11 protein-coding genes, 2 tRNA genes and 1 riboswitch are annotated in these 13,172 nt (G+C 62.1%); of the genes, 9 read left to right on the top strand and 4 right to left on the bottom strand.

Going from position 1 to position 13,172, the window contains the following annotated elements:
- Nucleotide 1: 1 nt before the first annotated feature.
- Entirely contained in the window at nucleotides 2-1,555 is a 1,554-nt protein-coding gene (locus C7H85_RS04810; RefSeq protein ID WP_106728521.1) for a methyl-accepting chemotaxis protein, read from the bottom strand.
- 190 nt (nucleotides 1,556-1,745) lie between these two features.
- Nucleotides 1,746-3,467 (bottom strand): gamma-glutamyltransferase, encoded by a 1,722-nt coding sequence (gene ggt, locus C7H85_RS04805; RefSeq protein ID WP_106728520.1) that lies wholly within the window; start codon nucleotides 3,465-3,467, stop codon nucleotides 1,746-1,748.
- A 283-nt stretch (nucleotides 3,468-3,750) separates the two neighbouring features.
- On the opposite strand from ggt, the gene C7H85_RS04800 reads away from it, so the two are divergent.
- Both C7H85_RS04800 and C7H85_RS04795 read left to right on the top strand, forming a co-directional pair.
- Nucleotides 3,751-3,826: transfer RNA gene (locus C7H85_RS04800), tRNA-Gly, on the top strand.
- An 11-nt stretch (nucleotides 3,827-3,837) separates the two neighbouring features.
- A tRNA-Cys gene (locus C7H85_RS04795) sits at nucleotides 3,838-3,911 on the top strand.
- Here the strand turns inward: C7H85_RS04795 and C7H85_RS04790 are convergent.
- A complete protein-coding gene (locus C7H85_RS04790; RefSeq protein WP_106728519.1) occupies nucleotides 3,880-4,728 on the bottom strand; it encodes a DUF1853 family protein in 849 nt (282 codons plus the stop codon). The two genes, C7H85_RS04795 and C7H85_RS04790, sit on opposite strands and share 32 nt — an antisense overlap.
- A gap of 53 nt (nucleotides 4,729-4,781) precedes the next feature.
- On the opposite strand from C7H85_RS04790, the gene C7H85_RS04785 reads away from it, so the two are divergent.
- The 3 genes from C7H85_RS04785 (at nucleotide 4,782) to C7H85_RS04775 (ending at nucleotide 7,509) form a co-directional block, all read left to right on the top strand.
- Nucleotides 4,782-5,540: a Nif3-like dinuclear metal center hexameric protein gene (locus C7H85_RS04785; RefSeq protein WP_106728518.1), complete on the top strand. Its 759-nt coding sequence runs from the start codon at nucleotides 4,782-4,784 to the stop codon at nucleotides 5,538-5,540.
- Between the two features lie 225 nt (nucleotides 5,541-5,765).
- Nucleotides 5,766-7,145, top strand: coding sequence for a sigma-54-dependent transcriptional regulator (locus C7H85_RS04780; RefSeq protein WP_106728517.1), 1,380 nt, complete (start codon nucleotides 5,766-5,768; stop codon nucleotides 7,143-7,145).
- Nucleotides 7,138-7,509, top strand: coding sequence for an Hpt domain-containing protein (locus C7H85_RS04775; RefSeq protein WP_106728516.1), 372 nt, complete (start codon nucleotides 7,138-7,140; stop codon nucleotides 7,507-7,509). Before C7H85_RS04780 ends, C7H85_RS04775 begins: the two co-directional genes overlap by 8 nt.
- A 253-nt stretch (nucleotides 7,510-7,762) precedes the next feature.
- On the opposite strand, the gene C7H85_RS04770 is transcribed toward C7H85_RS04775, so the two are convergent.
- Nucleotides 7,763-8,404, bottom strand: a complete 642-nt coding sequence (locus tag C7H85_RS04770) for a response regulator (protein ID WP_245879562.1) — start codon at nucleotides 8,402-8,404, stop codon at nucleotides 7,763-7,765.
- 165 nt (nucleotides 8,405-8,569) lie between these two features.
- Nucleotides 8,570-8,711, top strand: a riboswitch (molybdenum cofactor riboswitch).
- On the opposite strand from C7H85_RS04770, the gene moaA reads away from it, so the two are divergent.
- From moaA to napA, 4 genes are all read left to right on the top strand, one after another.
- A complete protein-coding gene (gene moaA, locus C7H85_RS04765; protein WP_106728515.1) occupies nucleotides 8,699-9,679 on the top strand; it encodes a GTP 3',8-cyclase MoaA in 981 nt (326 codons plus the stop codon). It overlaps the preceding riboswitch by 13 nt.
- Before the next feature lie 221 nt (nucleotides 9,680-9,900).
- Entirely contained in the window at nucleotides 9,901-10,401 is a 501-nt protein-coding gene (gene napF, locus C7H85_RS04760) for a ferredoxin-type protein NapF (RefSeq protein ID WP_106728514.1), read from the top strand.
- Entirely contained in the window at nucleotides 10,398-10,670 is a 273-nt protein-coding gene (locus C7H85_RS04755; RefSeq protein ID WP_106728513.1) for a chaperone NapD, read from the top strand. Before napF ends, C7H85_RS04755 begins: the two co-directional genes overlap by 4 nt.
- Nucleotides 10,667-13,156 (top strand): nitrate reductase catalytic subunit NapA, encoded by a 2,490-nt coding sequence (napA, locus tag C7H85_RS04750; protein ID WP_106728512.1) that lies wholly within the window; start codon nucleotides 10,667-10,669, stop codon nucleotides 13,154-13,156. Before C7H85_RS04755 ends, napA begins: the two co-directional genes overlap by 4 nt.
- The last annotated feature ends 16 nt before the right edge of the window (nucleotides 13,157-13,172 follow it).

Below are 13,172 nucleotides of genomic sequence, written 5' to 3'. Positions count from 1 at the left end.
CTCAGGAGAAGGTGCGGGTCATGTCGTTGAGCCCCTGGGAGCGCTCCAGCAACTGCTGTCCGGACTGCTCGACCTGGGCAATCTTGCTCAGGTTGGCGGAGGAGGCTTCCGAGATCTGATGCACGTTGCGGCTGATTTCCTCGGCCACTTGCTGCTGCTCTTCGGCGGCGGCGGAGATCTGCACCGTGACCCCGACGATATTGTCGATTTCGCCGACCACCCGCGACAGGCTGGTGCTGCCCGCTTCGGCCGCCTCCACGCAGTCCCTGCTGTGCGCCATGTTGGCATCCATCATGGAGCGCCATTTGGCCAGGGTCTGCTGGATCTGGCCGATACTGGCCTGGATTTGCTCGGTGGCGCCATGGGTGCGGGTCGAGAGTGCCCGCACTTCTTCCGCCACCACCGCAAAGCCCCGGCCGTGTTCGCCGGCCCGGGCCGCTTCAATGGCGGCGTTGAGCGCCAGCAGGTTGGTCTGGTCGGCAATGCCCTGGATTTCACTCATCAGGGTGCCGATGCGATCCGACTCCTGGGTCAGGGCCAGGGTGGCTTCGGCGGCGTGTTCCGCCTCCCGGGCCAGTTCGATGATACGCAGCTTGGTCTGCTCCAGCTGCCCCTGGGTCAGGTGGCACTGATGCTGGGCTTCCGCCGCATTGGCTGCCGCCTGCTGGGTGTTCTGCGCGATCTCGACGGCGGTGGCGGACATTTCGGTGATGGCGGTGGCAATCTGGTGGGTATCCGAGTCCTGCCGGCTCAGATCCGCCCGGGCGCCGGTCATGGTGTGCATCAGCGAGCCGGCCAGGGATTTCAGTGAGCCGGTGGCGTCGTCGACCCGGCCCAGGATGGTGCGGGTACGGGCCTGCCACATCTTCAGGTGGTAGTCGGCGATGGCGTGGGGCGCATCACCGGAATAGACCAGCCGGGAGATGCTGTCGTAGTCTCTGCCCAGCCGATCGAAATAGCGGCGGGTGCCAAACCACTGCCGGCGATAGCACAGCCCCAGCCACAGCAGGGGCAGCAGGCTCCACAACAGCTGGCCGGCCCCGCCGATGACCAGGGCACCGACCAGCAGGGCCAGCAGTCCGGCTCCTCCCAGCCAGGGCTGTGCCAGTTTCAGCCAGGGGCGGGTGCCGGCACGGCTGTGCTCCTGCTTCAGCAACCGGCGGTAGGCCTTGCCGGCGCGGTCGCGCACGGCGTCATCGAGCCTGGTGCGGACCGACTGGTAACCGGTAATCTTGCCCTGCTGATAGATGGGGGTGACGTAGGCGTCCACCCAGTAGTAGCGGCCATCCTTACAACGGTTCTTGACCGCGCCGCGCCAGGGCTGGCCCGCCTTGAGATGGTCCCACAGATCCTGAAAGGCCGCCTTGGGCATGTCGGGATGGCGCACTATGTTGTGGTTTTTCCCGATCAGTTCCTGCGCTTCGTAGCCGGCGACCCGGCAGAAGACGTCGTTGGCGTAGGTGATGACACCGCGCAGGTCGGTGGTGGAAACCAGTTGTTCCTGGTCGTGATAGGTGACTTCCTGATCGATGATCTGCTGGTTTCTTCTGTTCATCTGGTTCGTATTTTTGTTATGAGAGTGCTGTCGTTATCGGCCCGGACAGAGTGAACTTGAGCCGACTCGTTATATGAGAGGGGTAATATACGCCACCGGTGGCATAAATCACCAGGGGCGGCAGGCCGATGTGACCGAGATGTTATCCGGTTACCCGCCAGCCGGCAGCGCCTCACGACGCTGTCCGTGGCTAATCCGCGGCCAGCGCCTGGCCTTCCCGCCGGGGATCCGCGCTGGCCGTCAGGCCGTCGGGGCGGATCATGATGACGTGCAGCCCGGAGTTGGTCTCGGTCAGACGGGTGGCGAACCCCAGTTGTGCCATCTCCGGCTGCATGGCCCGACCCGGCTCGCCCTGCTCCAGCTCCAGCACCTGGCCCCGGTGCAGTATATGGGGCCGGTGGATGGCCTCCCGCACGTCCATGCCCCAGTCGAGCACGTTGAGCAGGGTGTGCAGCACATAGCCGATGATGCTGCTGCCGCCGGGAGAGCCCAGCACCAGCAGGGGCTTGTCCTGATACAGCACTATGGTGGGCGCCATGGAGGAGCGGGGACGTTTGCCCGGCTCCAACCGGTTGGCGACCGGTACGCCGTTCCGTTTGGGGCTGAAGGCAAAATCGGTCAGTTCGTTATTCAGCAGAAACCCTTGCACCATCAGCCGGGAGCCGAAGCCGTGTTCGATGGTCGAGGTCATCGACAGGGCGTTGCCTTCGGCATCGACGATGCTGAGCTGGGTGGTGGAGGGAAACTCGGCCGAGGTGTCCGCGGCCCGGCGGGCCAGGGGCGGCGCCGGTATGCCGGGGCGGGCCTCCTCCAGGGCGTGAGGGGTGGCGGAGATCAGGGCGGCGCGGCCGGCCAGGTAATCGCCGTCCAGCAGGCCGGCGACCGGGACGGTGACGAAATCGCCGTCGGCGATGTAGCTGTTGCGGTCGGCAAAGGCGAGACGGGAGGCATCGGCAATCAGCCGCCAGCCCTGCGGCGAGTTCGGCCCCATGCCGGCCAGTTCGAAATGGGACAGCATGCCCAGGATCTGCCCCAGGGTCAGTGCGCCCGAGCTCGGCGGCCCCATGCCGCACACCCGGTATTGCCGGTAGGGGGCGCAGAGCGCGGGCCTTTCCTTGACGCGGTAATCCGCCAGATCGGCCAGGCCGAGGTATCCCGGGGGGCGGGCCTGGCGTACCTTGTTGACCATGGCCTCGGCGATATCCCCTTGATAGAAGGCCGAGGGGCCCTCTATGCTGACTCGGGTCAGTACCGCCGCCAGGGCCGGGTTGGTTTTGCGCGTTCCCGCCTGGAGGGGACGCCCGTCCACATCGAAGAAGTAGTGCCGGCTCTGTTCATCGCGCATCAGATATTCCCGGTCTTCCGCCACCAGCCGTGCCAGGCGGGGTGAGACGGTAAAGCCGTTCAGGGACAGTTCGATGGCCGGCAGGAACAGGTCCCGCCAGGGCAGCTTGCCGAAGCGCTGATGGGCCTGCCACATCAGCATCACGGTCCCCGGGGTGCCGACGGAGCGACCGCCGACTACGGCATCGAAAAACGCCAGCGGCTGGCCCTGCTCGTCGAGGAACAGCTCGGGGGGGGCTTCAAACGGCGCAGTTTCTCGCCCGTCCAGGGTAGTCAGGGTGGTATCCGCCTGTTGCCAGTAGACCAGGAAGCCACCGCCGCCGATGCCCGATGACTGGGGTTCGACCAGGGTCAGTACCGCCTGGGCGGCGATCATGGCGTCGACGGCACTGCCGCCACGGCGCAATATATCGCGCCCCGCCCGGCTGGCATAGGGGTTGGCGGTCACCACTATGGCGCGTTCCGCCGTGACCAACGGGTTGTCGCGCCAGCCGGTGGTGGTCTCGGGGGCGGGAGCGTCGGCCAGGATGGCCGGGGTAAACAGCAACAGTAACAGCAACAGGGGCATGGGGCAGACTCCAGCGTGGTCAGGCTGCAAGCTTAGTCAGCATTACCGCTTCCGGCTAGCCAGGGCGGTTGCCAAAAAATGTTCAACTCGCTGAAAATTAAAGCAAATGAGTCGTAGGGGAGAAAAATGGCTTGTATTGCCCGCCCGCCTGCCTATAATGCGCACCCATCGGCCGCGACGCGGTCCAGTTAGGCGGGAATGGCTCAGTTGGTAGAGCACAACCTTGCTGACGTTGATTGAGGGTCGTCGCAGCGCGGCCCCATGCACAACTTAAAAGTTTTAAGCGGGAATAGCTCAGTTGGTAGAGCACAACCTTGCCAAGGTTGGGGTCGCGAGTTCGAGTCTCGTTTCCCGCTCCACATTCTGCAACGGCGCGTTAGCAAAGCGGTTATGCAGCGGATTGCAAATCCGTTTAGTCCGGTTCGACTCCGGAACGCGCCTCCATCATCTGTTTTTCGTCCCTTGTTTTTTCCAACCATTCCCGGCTAACCCTCACATACCAGTTGTCCCGACCATCATGGTAGGCCTGTTGCGCCCCGAGGCGTTCGCATTGCCGTCCGCCGGTAAACCAGCCCAGTTTTTGTTGCGCGACAAAAGAAGTATCCGGCATCGTGGTTCCCCAGCGACCGAGCTCCCCCTGGGAGCACAGCAGGCGCGCGCAGCCGGTCGGGTAGTAAAGGCGTCCTTTCAGGATCAGCCGGCGGCCATGGGGCCCGAGTCCCAGCCGCCGCAACCGCTCGTGCACGTCCGGGTGCCGGCTCAGCCTGAGCTGGCGTTTGAGCATATGATCGAGTTTATGTCGCAGTCTGTCGCGTGTGTTCATGCCGACGGCGCCCCCATAAGCAGCATCCGAATCGGTGATCAGGTAGAATTTGACCGCCAGTTCCCAATGTTCGGTGCGCTGTAACAGGTTGTCCCGTACGATAAAATCGAAGGCGCCCAGGGTGGTGCCCGCCACCACTTGCTGCCAGTCATAGGCCAGCAGCTGAAAGCGGGAATGATCCAGCAGGTAGAAATGCCACAGCGCCTCGAAATACTGGCCCAGCCGGCGATAGGGACGACAATGTCGATGCAGTATGCCGGGGGCCGCATCGAGTTGAAAAAGGCGGTCCTGATAGTCGCTCAGCAGACTCAGGTACCAGGGGTTGGCGGGCGCGAGGGGAATCTGGTGCAGCAGGTTGGGGCTGCCCAGTGCCCAGGCCAGATCCCGTACCACGGGGTCGGACAGGCGGGCCAGCACGGCGCCGAGCGAATCGCTCATAACAGGAACCTTTTGTTTTACAATGGACCCAACACAAATCACGCGGAGCCAGAATGAATAACGCGGAGCTGGAAAAGATACTCAACCGGCGACTCAATGCCGGAGCCATCAAGGATTATTGCCCGAATGGCCTGCAAGTGGAAGGCAAAAGCGATGTCCGGCATATCGTGACCGGGGTGACCGCCAGCCAAGCCCTGGTCGATCACGCGGTGGCGGTGGGGGCCGATGCGTTGCTGGTGCATCACGGCTATTTCTGGAAAGGCGAAGACGAGCGGGTGCAGGGTATGAAACGCCGTCGGCTCAAGGCGCTGCTGAGCCACGATATCAACCTTTATGCCTATCATCTGCCGCTCGATATCGCCCCCGGGCTCGGCAACAATGCCCAACTGGCGACCCTGCTCGGGATCACCGCCACCGGGCCGCTGGAGCCGGGCAATGCCCTGTCGGTGGCCATGCGCGGAGAGCTGGAGCAGCCCCTGAGTGGTGAGCAGCTGGCGCGGCGGCTGGAGCAGCAGCTGGGGCGCTCGGTGCTGCACGTGGCGGACAATGGCCCCGAGCAAGTGCGCCGGGTCGGGCTCTGCACCGGTGGTGGCCAGGGCTTTATCACCCTGGCGGCGGAGCAGGGTATGGATGCCTTTATCAGCGGCGAGGTATCAGAGCAGACGGTCCATGTGGCCAGGGAGCTGGGCCTGCACTTTTATGCCGCCGGTCATCATGCCACCGAGCGTTACGGCATCAAGGCCCTGGGGGAGTGGCTGGCGGCGGAGCACGGTCTGACCGTCAGTTTTGTGGATCTGGATAATCCGGCATAACAGATAAAAAAAGACCAGGGTAAAAGGATACCCTGGTTTCGCAGCAGCCACACAGGCATAAAATGATACTGTCGTTCCTAACAGCAAGATGAGCAGTGGACAAGAGTGACAAGTGAGTCACATCTGATGTTGGGTTCATGTTAACATGAAGTTAATTCGCTGCAAGTATTTTTTCATGGGCAGCGCCAAAAGACATCCGGACGGTATAACGGTGAGAGAAACGAGATGGTTGAGGAAAGACTGAATGTCTTGATGGTGGAGGATACGCCTTCCCTGGCGGCACTGTATCAGGCCTACCTGCAGGACGAGCCGCTGTCGTTGACGATTGTCAACAACGGTCGGCAGGCTCTGGAACAAATCCGGCAGCAGCCACCGGACATCCTGTTGCTCGATCTGATCCTACCGGACATGCCCGGCATGGAAATCCTGCAATGGCTGCACCGGGAGCATCGGGACGTGACCACCATCGTGATGACGGCGCACGGCTCGGTCGACGTGGCGGTCGACGCCATGCGCCTGGGCGCCCACGACTTCATCAACAAGCCGGTGGAAGCGGAGCGGCTGAAGGTTACCCTGCACAACACCATGAAGTTTCGCCGCCTCAATCAACTGGTCGATATGTATCGACACGAGATGGAGCGGGAGCGTTTTCAGGGGTTCATCGGCGAGAGCCTGCCGATGCAGAAGGTCTACCGGCTGATTGAAAACGCCGCGCCCAGCAGCGCCACCGTCTTTATCACCGGTGAGAGCGGCACCGGCAAGGAGGTCTGTGCCGAAGCCATCCACCAGCTCAGCGGCCGTACCGACGGGCCCTTCATCGCCCTCAACTGTGCCGCCATCCCCAAGGATCTGATGGAGAGCGAACTGTTCGGCCACATCAAGGGTGCCTTCACCGGTGCCCTGCAGGACAGGGACGGGGCCGTCATCCGGGCCGACGGCGGCACCTTGTTCATGGACGAAATCTGCGAGATGGATCTGGAACTGCAGAGCAAGCTGCTGCGCTTCCTGCAAACCGGTTATATCCAGCCGGTTGGCAGCTCCCGGCAGATCAAGGTGGACGTACGCATCGTCTGCGCCACCAATCGGGACCCGCTGGTGGAGGTGGAGCAGGGGCGTTTTCGCGAGGATCTCTACTATCGCCTGCACGTGATCCCGGTGCATTTGCCGCCCCTGCGTGAGCGGGGCGCGGACGTGATCAGCATCGCCACCGCCCTGGTGCGCCAGGCTTCCCGGGAAGAGGGCAAGGCCTTTGTCGGCCTGTCCGAGGCGGCCAAGGACCGGCTGCAGGGCTACCACTGGCCGGGTAACGTGCGCCAGTTGCAAAACGTGATCCGCAATGCGGTGGTCTTGCACCAGGGGGAATGGATAGAAGCGGAGATGCTGCCGGCGCCGCTCGATAAACCGCTCTCGCAGGCGGCGCCGTCACATCCCGTTGCCGATGTTTCTCCGGCCCCGATCATACCGTTGGCGGCACTGGAGCGGCAGGCGATAGAGCGTGCCATCGGCCACTGTCAGGGCAACGTATCGCGGGCGGCGGCCTTGCTGGAGGTCAGCCCTTCCACCATTTATCGCAAGCTGCAAAGCTGGGGGAAAGAGCATGTCTGACTGGCAACAACTGCAGGCGCGGCTGCCGCTGCTCGACCAAAGCCGGCTGATGCGCCTGGAGCAGGAGCTGGGCGCCGAGGTGCAGGCCCGGCTGTTGGCGCTGTTTGTAGAGGATGGACAGCAACAGGGCAGTGCCTTGCGCCAGGCATTCGCGGACGAGGATTATGCGTTGATGGCCCGTTACTGCCATAGTCTGAAGTCGGCTTGTGGCAGTTATGGCGCCCTGCGCTGCCAGTTTCTGAGCGAGAAGCTCGAGCGGGCCTGCCGCGAGCTCGACACCGACCGCATCGCCAGCATGATGGTGGTCTGGCAGCAGGCCCTGGCCGCTACCCTCGACGAGATGGCGGAACGGCTGCAGCGCTGATGCAGTGCCCGGCGGGTAAAGCCGGTTGCCGCTCTCGTTTTTCAGGCAAAAAAAATGGTCAACCCACTGGGTTGACCGAACTTCAGCGGGAGCTGAAGAGAGCACGGGATAAAAACGACTGTTATTATATATGAAATTATCGTGCCAACTTTTTAAACCCCCGCCAGCGTTGAGACGTCGATGATTTTGGCGAAAAAAAGCCATCGCATAATGCGATTATTTGCAAATCGATAATGATATTTTTTGCAAATTACTATTTTTGTGGCTCCCTGCCGTTCAGGTAAATCAACGCCGCCTCCAGCCGGGACTGTACATCCAGCTTGCGCATCAGCGCCTTCATATGCACCTTGACGGTGCCTTCGGCGATATTGAGGTTGTCGGCTATCTGCTTGTTGCTGGAGCCTTCCGCCAGCAAGGCGAGGATCTGCCGCTCCCGGTAGGTGAGGCCCGCCAGGTGCCCGGCGGCGGCATGACGGGTTCCGCCCTGCAGCTTGTCGCTGACCGGTTTTTCTCCCTGCAGGGCCTCCTTCAGGGCGGGGATCAGCGATTCCGGCTCGATGTCTTTCAACAGGTAACCGTCGGCGCCGAGATCGAGCAGTCGCTGGGCATCGTCCTGGCTGTCGGACACGGTGAGGATCACTACCTTGCCCTGATAACCCTGCTGGCGCAGCGCCAGTAGCACGTCCGAGCCCTGCTCTTCCCCCAGGTTGAGATCCAGCAGGATCAGATCGGGGTTGATCTGGGCGGCCTGGCGCAGTGCTTCGGCCCCACTGTCGGCTTCGGCCACCACATTGAAGGGACCGGCGGCGGTAATCCAGGTTTTGATCCCCTTGCGCATCAGGGGATGGTCATCAACCAGCAAAAGGGTCGCGGCGTGAGCGTCTTTCATGGGCATGGTTACTTCTGTGAGTGGAAAGAAGGGTATGGTAATCGATCATCAGCATATGCAAAGCGAAATGGCACGACAATAGTTGTATTAAGAAGGCAATTTATGTGCTTGCGCAGATTTTTCTTGATCTGAAGCTATGTTTTTACCTAAGGTGTAACCAGAAAACAGGATGAACTTCACAAACTCCGAGTCGGGTTCGCCTACGTTGCTCATCGAGCAATAGGGTGGCCAGACCGTTCAGCCAAGGGCTGTAAGGGTAGGAAGAGAAATGTTCCTGCCTCCCGTATTGGAAAGGTGTTTATGTTTGAATTACAGGATGCGTTCGCGCGCAAGTTCCATTATTTGCGGCTGTCGGTCACCGACGTCTGCAACTTCAAATGCCAGTACTGCCTGCCCGACGGCTACAAGCCCGATGGCCGCAAGTCCTTTCTGACCCTGGATGAGATCCGTCGCCTGACCCGGGCCTTTGCCGCCATGGGCACCAACAAGGTGCGCATCACCGGGGGCGAGCCCTCCCTGCGCAAGGACTTTACTGCCATCATCGAAACCGTGGCCGCCACCCCGGGGATCCGCAAGGTGGCCATGACCACCAACGGCTATCGCATGGCCAAACAGGTGGCCGACTGGCGCCGTGCCGGGCTGTCCGCCATCAATGTCAGCGTCGACAGCCTGGACTCGCGCATGTTCCACCAGATCACCGGGGAAAACCGTTTCCAGGAAGTGATGGCCGGCATCGACGCCGCCTTCGTCGCCGGTTTCGAGCAGGTCAAGGTCAACACGGTACTGATGCGAGGCCTCAACGACGGCGAACTGGGTCGTTTCCTGGCCTGGATCAGGGATAATCCCATCCAGTTGCGCTTTATCGAGCTGATGCAGACCGGCGAGATGGATCAGCTGTTCGAACGCCACCATGTGCGCGGCGCCCTCATCAAGGAGCAGTTGCTGCAATCGGGCTGGCAGCAGAAGGTGCGGGCCCACAACGATGGCCCGGCCGAGGTGTTCTGGCATCCGGACTATGTCGGCGAAATCGGCCTGATCATGCCCTATGCCAGGGACTTCTGCGCCAGCTGCAACCGGCTGCGAGTCTCTTCGCTCGGCAAGCTGCACCTGTGCCTGTTCGGCGAATACGGGGTCGATCTGCGGAACCTGCTGGCCGAAGACGGTCAGCAGGCGGCGCTGCAGTTGCGTTTGCGGGAAGCACTGGCGGACAAGAAGGCCACCCACTTCCTGCACCAGGGCAACACCGGCATGACCCCCCATCTGGCCTCCATCGGCGGCTGACCCCTTTTTTAGGTACTGTTCTCCGGCAGGAAAGCGAGGTTTTTCCTGCCATCCTTCCCGTCTGCTTGATCTGGATCAATACTCCCTCCTTTATACCCACTAGGTGGTATTCCTCCCTCTGTGTCTCGACCAATACCATGTAACCATTAAGGGATAAACCCGGGTTCATCCGCATTTTAACGTCTATGCTACACAAAAAATCAACGACAGAGCGGGGATCCATGACATCCGAACCGGACTTGTCACGACGGCGCTGGCTCAAGGGCGGCCTGGCCCCGGCCAGGCCGGAGAACACCTTGCCCTGGGCGAAGGACTGGCTGCGCTTTACCGACGGCTGCACCCGCTGTGGCGACTGCCTGGCGGCCTGCCCCGAGCGGATTATCGTCCAGGGCGACGGCGGCTTTCCTGTGCTGGACTTCGGCCGGGGAGAGTGCACCTTCTGCGGCCGCTGTGCCGAGACCTGCGGGCAGGATATTTTTTCCGCCACCACCGAACGGCCTTGGCGGCAGTTCGCTCAGATTGGGGCGAGCTGCCTGGCGTACCACGGCGTGCATTGCCGCAGTTGTGAAGACAGTTGCGAGCCCCGGGCCATCTGCTTCAAGCCACAGCTGGGCGCCATTTCCCGTCCGGAGCTGGACCGCGAGCGCTGCAACGGCTGTGGTGCCTGCGTGGCCGGCTGCCCGGCGACGGCCATCAAGATACTGACTCAGGAGAGCACATGAGCAACGCAAACGAATGGCATGTCGCCAGCCTGGTGGTGTACTGCCGCCCGGCCCAGCTGCCTGCGGTATTGCAGGCCATCGGTGCCATGGACGGCGTAGAGGTGCCGGTAAAGGGAGAGCTGGGGAAAATAGTGGTGGCGATCGAGGGCCCTACCCAGGTTGCGGTGGTCCGCCGTATCGACGAGATAGCCCTGCTGGAGGGTATCTTGTCCACCACCCTTATTTATCATGAATTTGCTGAACTGGAAGCAGGTGAGGAGCAACAATGAAGCTGAGTCGTCGAGCCTTTATGAAGGCCAATGCGGTGGCCGCGGCCGCCGCCGCGGCGGGTCTGGCCGTACCGGCCGGCGCCACCAATCTGATCACCAGCCGGGATCAAACCGCCATCAAGTGGGACAAGGCGCCCTGTCGCTTCTGCGGTACCGGTTGCTCGGTGCTGGTGGGCTCCCAGGACGGACGGGTGGTGGCCACCCAGGGGGATCCGGAGGCACCGGTTAACAAGGGGCTGAACTGTATCAAGGGGTATTTTCTGTCGAAAATCATGTACGGCAAGGACCGGCTGACCACGCCGCTGCTGCGCATGAAGGACGGCAAATTCGACAAGAACGGGGACTTCACGCCGATCAGCTGGGATCAGGCGTTCGACATCATGGCCGAGAAGTGGAAGGCCGCCCTCAAGGAGCGGGGCCCGAGCGGTGTGGGCATGTTCGGCTCCGGCCAGTGGACCATCATGGAAGGCTACGCCGCCTCCAAGCTGTTGAAAGCCGGTTTCCGCTCCAACAACCTGGATCCCAACGCCCGCCACTGCATGGCGTCGGCGGTGGCCGGCTTCATGCGCACCTTCGGCATGGACGAGCCCATGGGCTGCTATGACGACATCGAAGCCACCGATGCCTTTGTGCTGTGGGGCTCCAACATGGCGGAGATGCACCCCATCCTCTGGTCGCGGCTGACCGACCGCCGACTGAGTGCGCCCCATGTACAGGTGCATGTGCTGTCGACCTTCGAACATCGCAGCTTCGAGCTGGCCGATAACGGCATCGTGTTCCATCCCCAGACCGATCTGGCCATCCTCAACTACATCGCCCACTACATCATCGAAAACGGCTATGTAAACCAGGAATTTATCGAGAAGCACGTCAACTTCGTCAAGGGCGAAACCGACATCGGCTATGGCCTGCGCCCGACCCATCCGCTGCAGCAGGTGGCGGAAAATCCGGACTCCGGTGCCGCCACCCCGATGACCTTTGAAGCGTTTGCCGACTTCGTCGCCGACTACGACGTGGAAACCGTCTCCAGACTCTCCGGGGTGCCCACCGACAAGCTGGAAGCGCTGGCCCAGGCCTACGCCGACCCCTACATCAAGGTGGTGTCCTTCTGGACCATGGGCTTCAACCAGCATACCCGCGGCACCTGGGCCAACAACATGGTCTACAACATCCACCTGCTGACCGGCAAGATCTCCGAGCCGGGCAACAGCCCTTTCTCGCTCACCGGTCAGCCCTCCGCCTGCGGTACCGCCCGGGAAGTAGGCACTTTCGCCCACCGCCTGCCGGCGGACATGGTGGTGACCAACGACAAGCACCGGGCGAGCGCCGAGAAGATCTGGAAGCTGCCTGCCGGCACCATCAATCCGGAGGTGGGCTACCACGCCGTGGTGCAAAACCGCATGCTGAAAGACGGCAAGCTCAACGCCTACTGGGTGATGTGCAACAACAACATGCAGGCCGCCCCCAACATCAACGAAGAGGGGCTGCCCGGCTACCGCAACCCGGCCAACTTCATCGTGGTATCCGATGCTTATCCCACCGTCACCGCCCAGGCGGCGGATCTGGTGCTGCCCGCTGCCATGTGGGTGGAGAAAGAGGGCGGCTACGGCAATGCCGAGCGCCGCACCCAGGTGTGGTACCAGCAGGTGAAATCCCCCGAGGGGGCCAAGTCGGATCTGTGGCAGTTGATGGAGTTCTCAAAACGTTTCACCGTGGAAGAGGTCTGGTCCGAGGAGCTGATCGCCCAGATCCCGGAATACCGCGGCAAGACCCTGTATGAGGTGCTGTATCGCAACGGCCAGGTGGACCAGTTCCCCTCGGAAGACTGCAAGAACGAGCTCAATGACGAGCGGGATCACTTCGGTTTCTACGTGCAGAAGGGCCTGTTCGAGGAGTACGCCGAATTCGGCCGGGGCCATGCCCACGATCTGGCGCCCTACGACATGTACCACCAGGCCCGCGGCCTGCGCTGGCCGGTGGTGGACGGCCAGGAAACCCGGTGGCGCTACCGCGAGGGGCACGACCCCTATGTGGAGAAGGGGAGTGGCGTACAGTTCTACGGCCATCAGGACAACAAGGCGGTGATCTTCGCCCTGCCTTACGAGCCGGCTCCCGAGGTGCCGGACGCGGAATACAACCTCTGGTTGTCCACCGGCCGGGTACTCGAGCACTGGCACTCCGGCTCCATGACCCGGCGGGTGCCCGAGCTGCACAAGGCGTATCCCGATGCCCAGGTGTTCATGCACCCGGACGACGCCCGGGAGCGGGGCCTGCGGCGGGGCGACGAGGTGGTGATTGCCTCCCGTCGGGGCGAGATGAGGAGCCGGGTGGAAACCCGTGGCCGCAACCGGCCGCCGAAGGGGCTGGTGTTCGTGCCCTGGTTCGATGAAAACCAGCTGATCAACCGGCTGACCCTGGACGCCACCTGTCCGCTCTCGAAACAGACCGACTTCAAGAAATGCGCGGTCAAGGTGATGAAGGCATAACGGCGGAGAAACATGA

The sequence above is a fragment of the Zobellella endophytica genome (assembly GCF_003012775.1).
Classification (GTDB): Bacteria; Pseudomonadota; Gammaproteobacteria; order Enterobacterales; family Aeromonadaceae; genus Oceanimonas; species Oceanimonas endophytica.
Note: the sequence above shows the minus strand (reverse complement) of the source record. Positions and strands in the feature narration are given on the sequence as shown.

Excerpts from the sequence above, each read along its gene's own strand:
- C7H85_RS04810 (WP_106728521.1), bottom strand. The coding sequence starts at position 1,555 with ATGAACAGAAGAAACCAGCAGATCATCGATCAGGAAGTCACCTATCAC.
- ggt (WP_106728520.1), bottom strand. The coding sequence starts at position 3,467 with ATGCCCCTGTTGCTGTTACTGTTGCTGTTTACCCCGGCCATCCTGGCC.
- C7H85_RS04790 (WP_106728519.1), bottom strand. The coding sequence starts at position 4,728 with ATGAGCGATTCGCTCGGCGCCGTGCTGGCCCGCCTGTCCGACCCCGTG.
- C7H85_RS04785 (WP_106728518.1), top strand. The coding sequence starts at position 4,782 with ATGAATAACGCGGAGCTGGAAAAGATACTCAACCGGCGACTCAATGCC.
- C7H85_RS04780 (WP_106728517.1), top strand. The coding sequence starts at position 5,766 with ATGGTTGAGGAAAGACTGAATGTCTTGATGGTGGAGGATACGCCTTCC.
- C7H85_RS04775 (WP_106728516.1), top strand. The coding sequence starts at position 7,138 with ATGTCTGACTGGCAACAACTGCAGGCGCGGCTGCCGCTGCTCGACCAA.
- C7H85_RS04770 (WP_245879562.1), bottom strand. The coding sequence starts at position 8,404 with ATGCCCATGAAAGACGCTCACGCCGCGACCCTTTTGCTGGTTGATGAC.
- moaA (WP_106728515.1), top strand. The coding sequence starts at position 8,699 with ATGTTTGAATTACAGGATGCGTTCGCGCGCAAGTTCCATTATTTGCGG.
- napF (WP_106728514.1), top strand. The coding sequence starts at position 9,901 with ATGACATCCGAACCGGACTTGTCACGACGGCGCTGGCTCAAGGGCGGC.
- C7H85_RS04755 (WP_106728513.1), top strand. The coding sequence starts at position 10,398 with ATGAGCAACGCAAACGAATGGCATGTCGCCAGCCTGGTGGTGTACTGC.
- napA (WP_106728512.1), top strand. The coding sequence starts at position 10,667 with ATGAAGCTGAGTCGTCGAGCCTTTATGAAGGCCAATGCGGTGGCCGCG.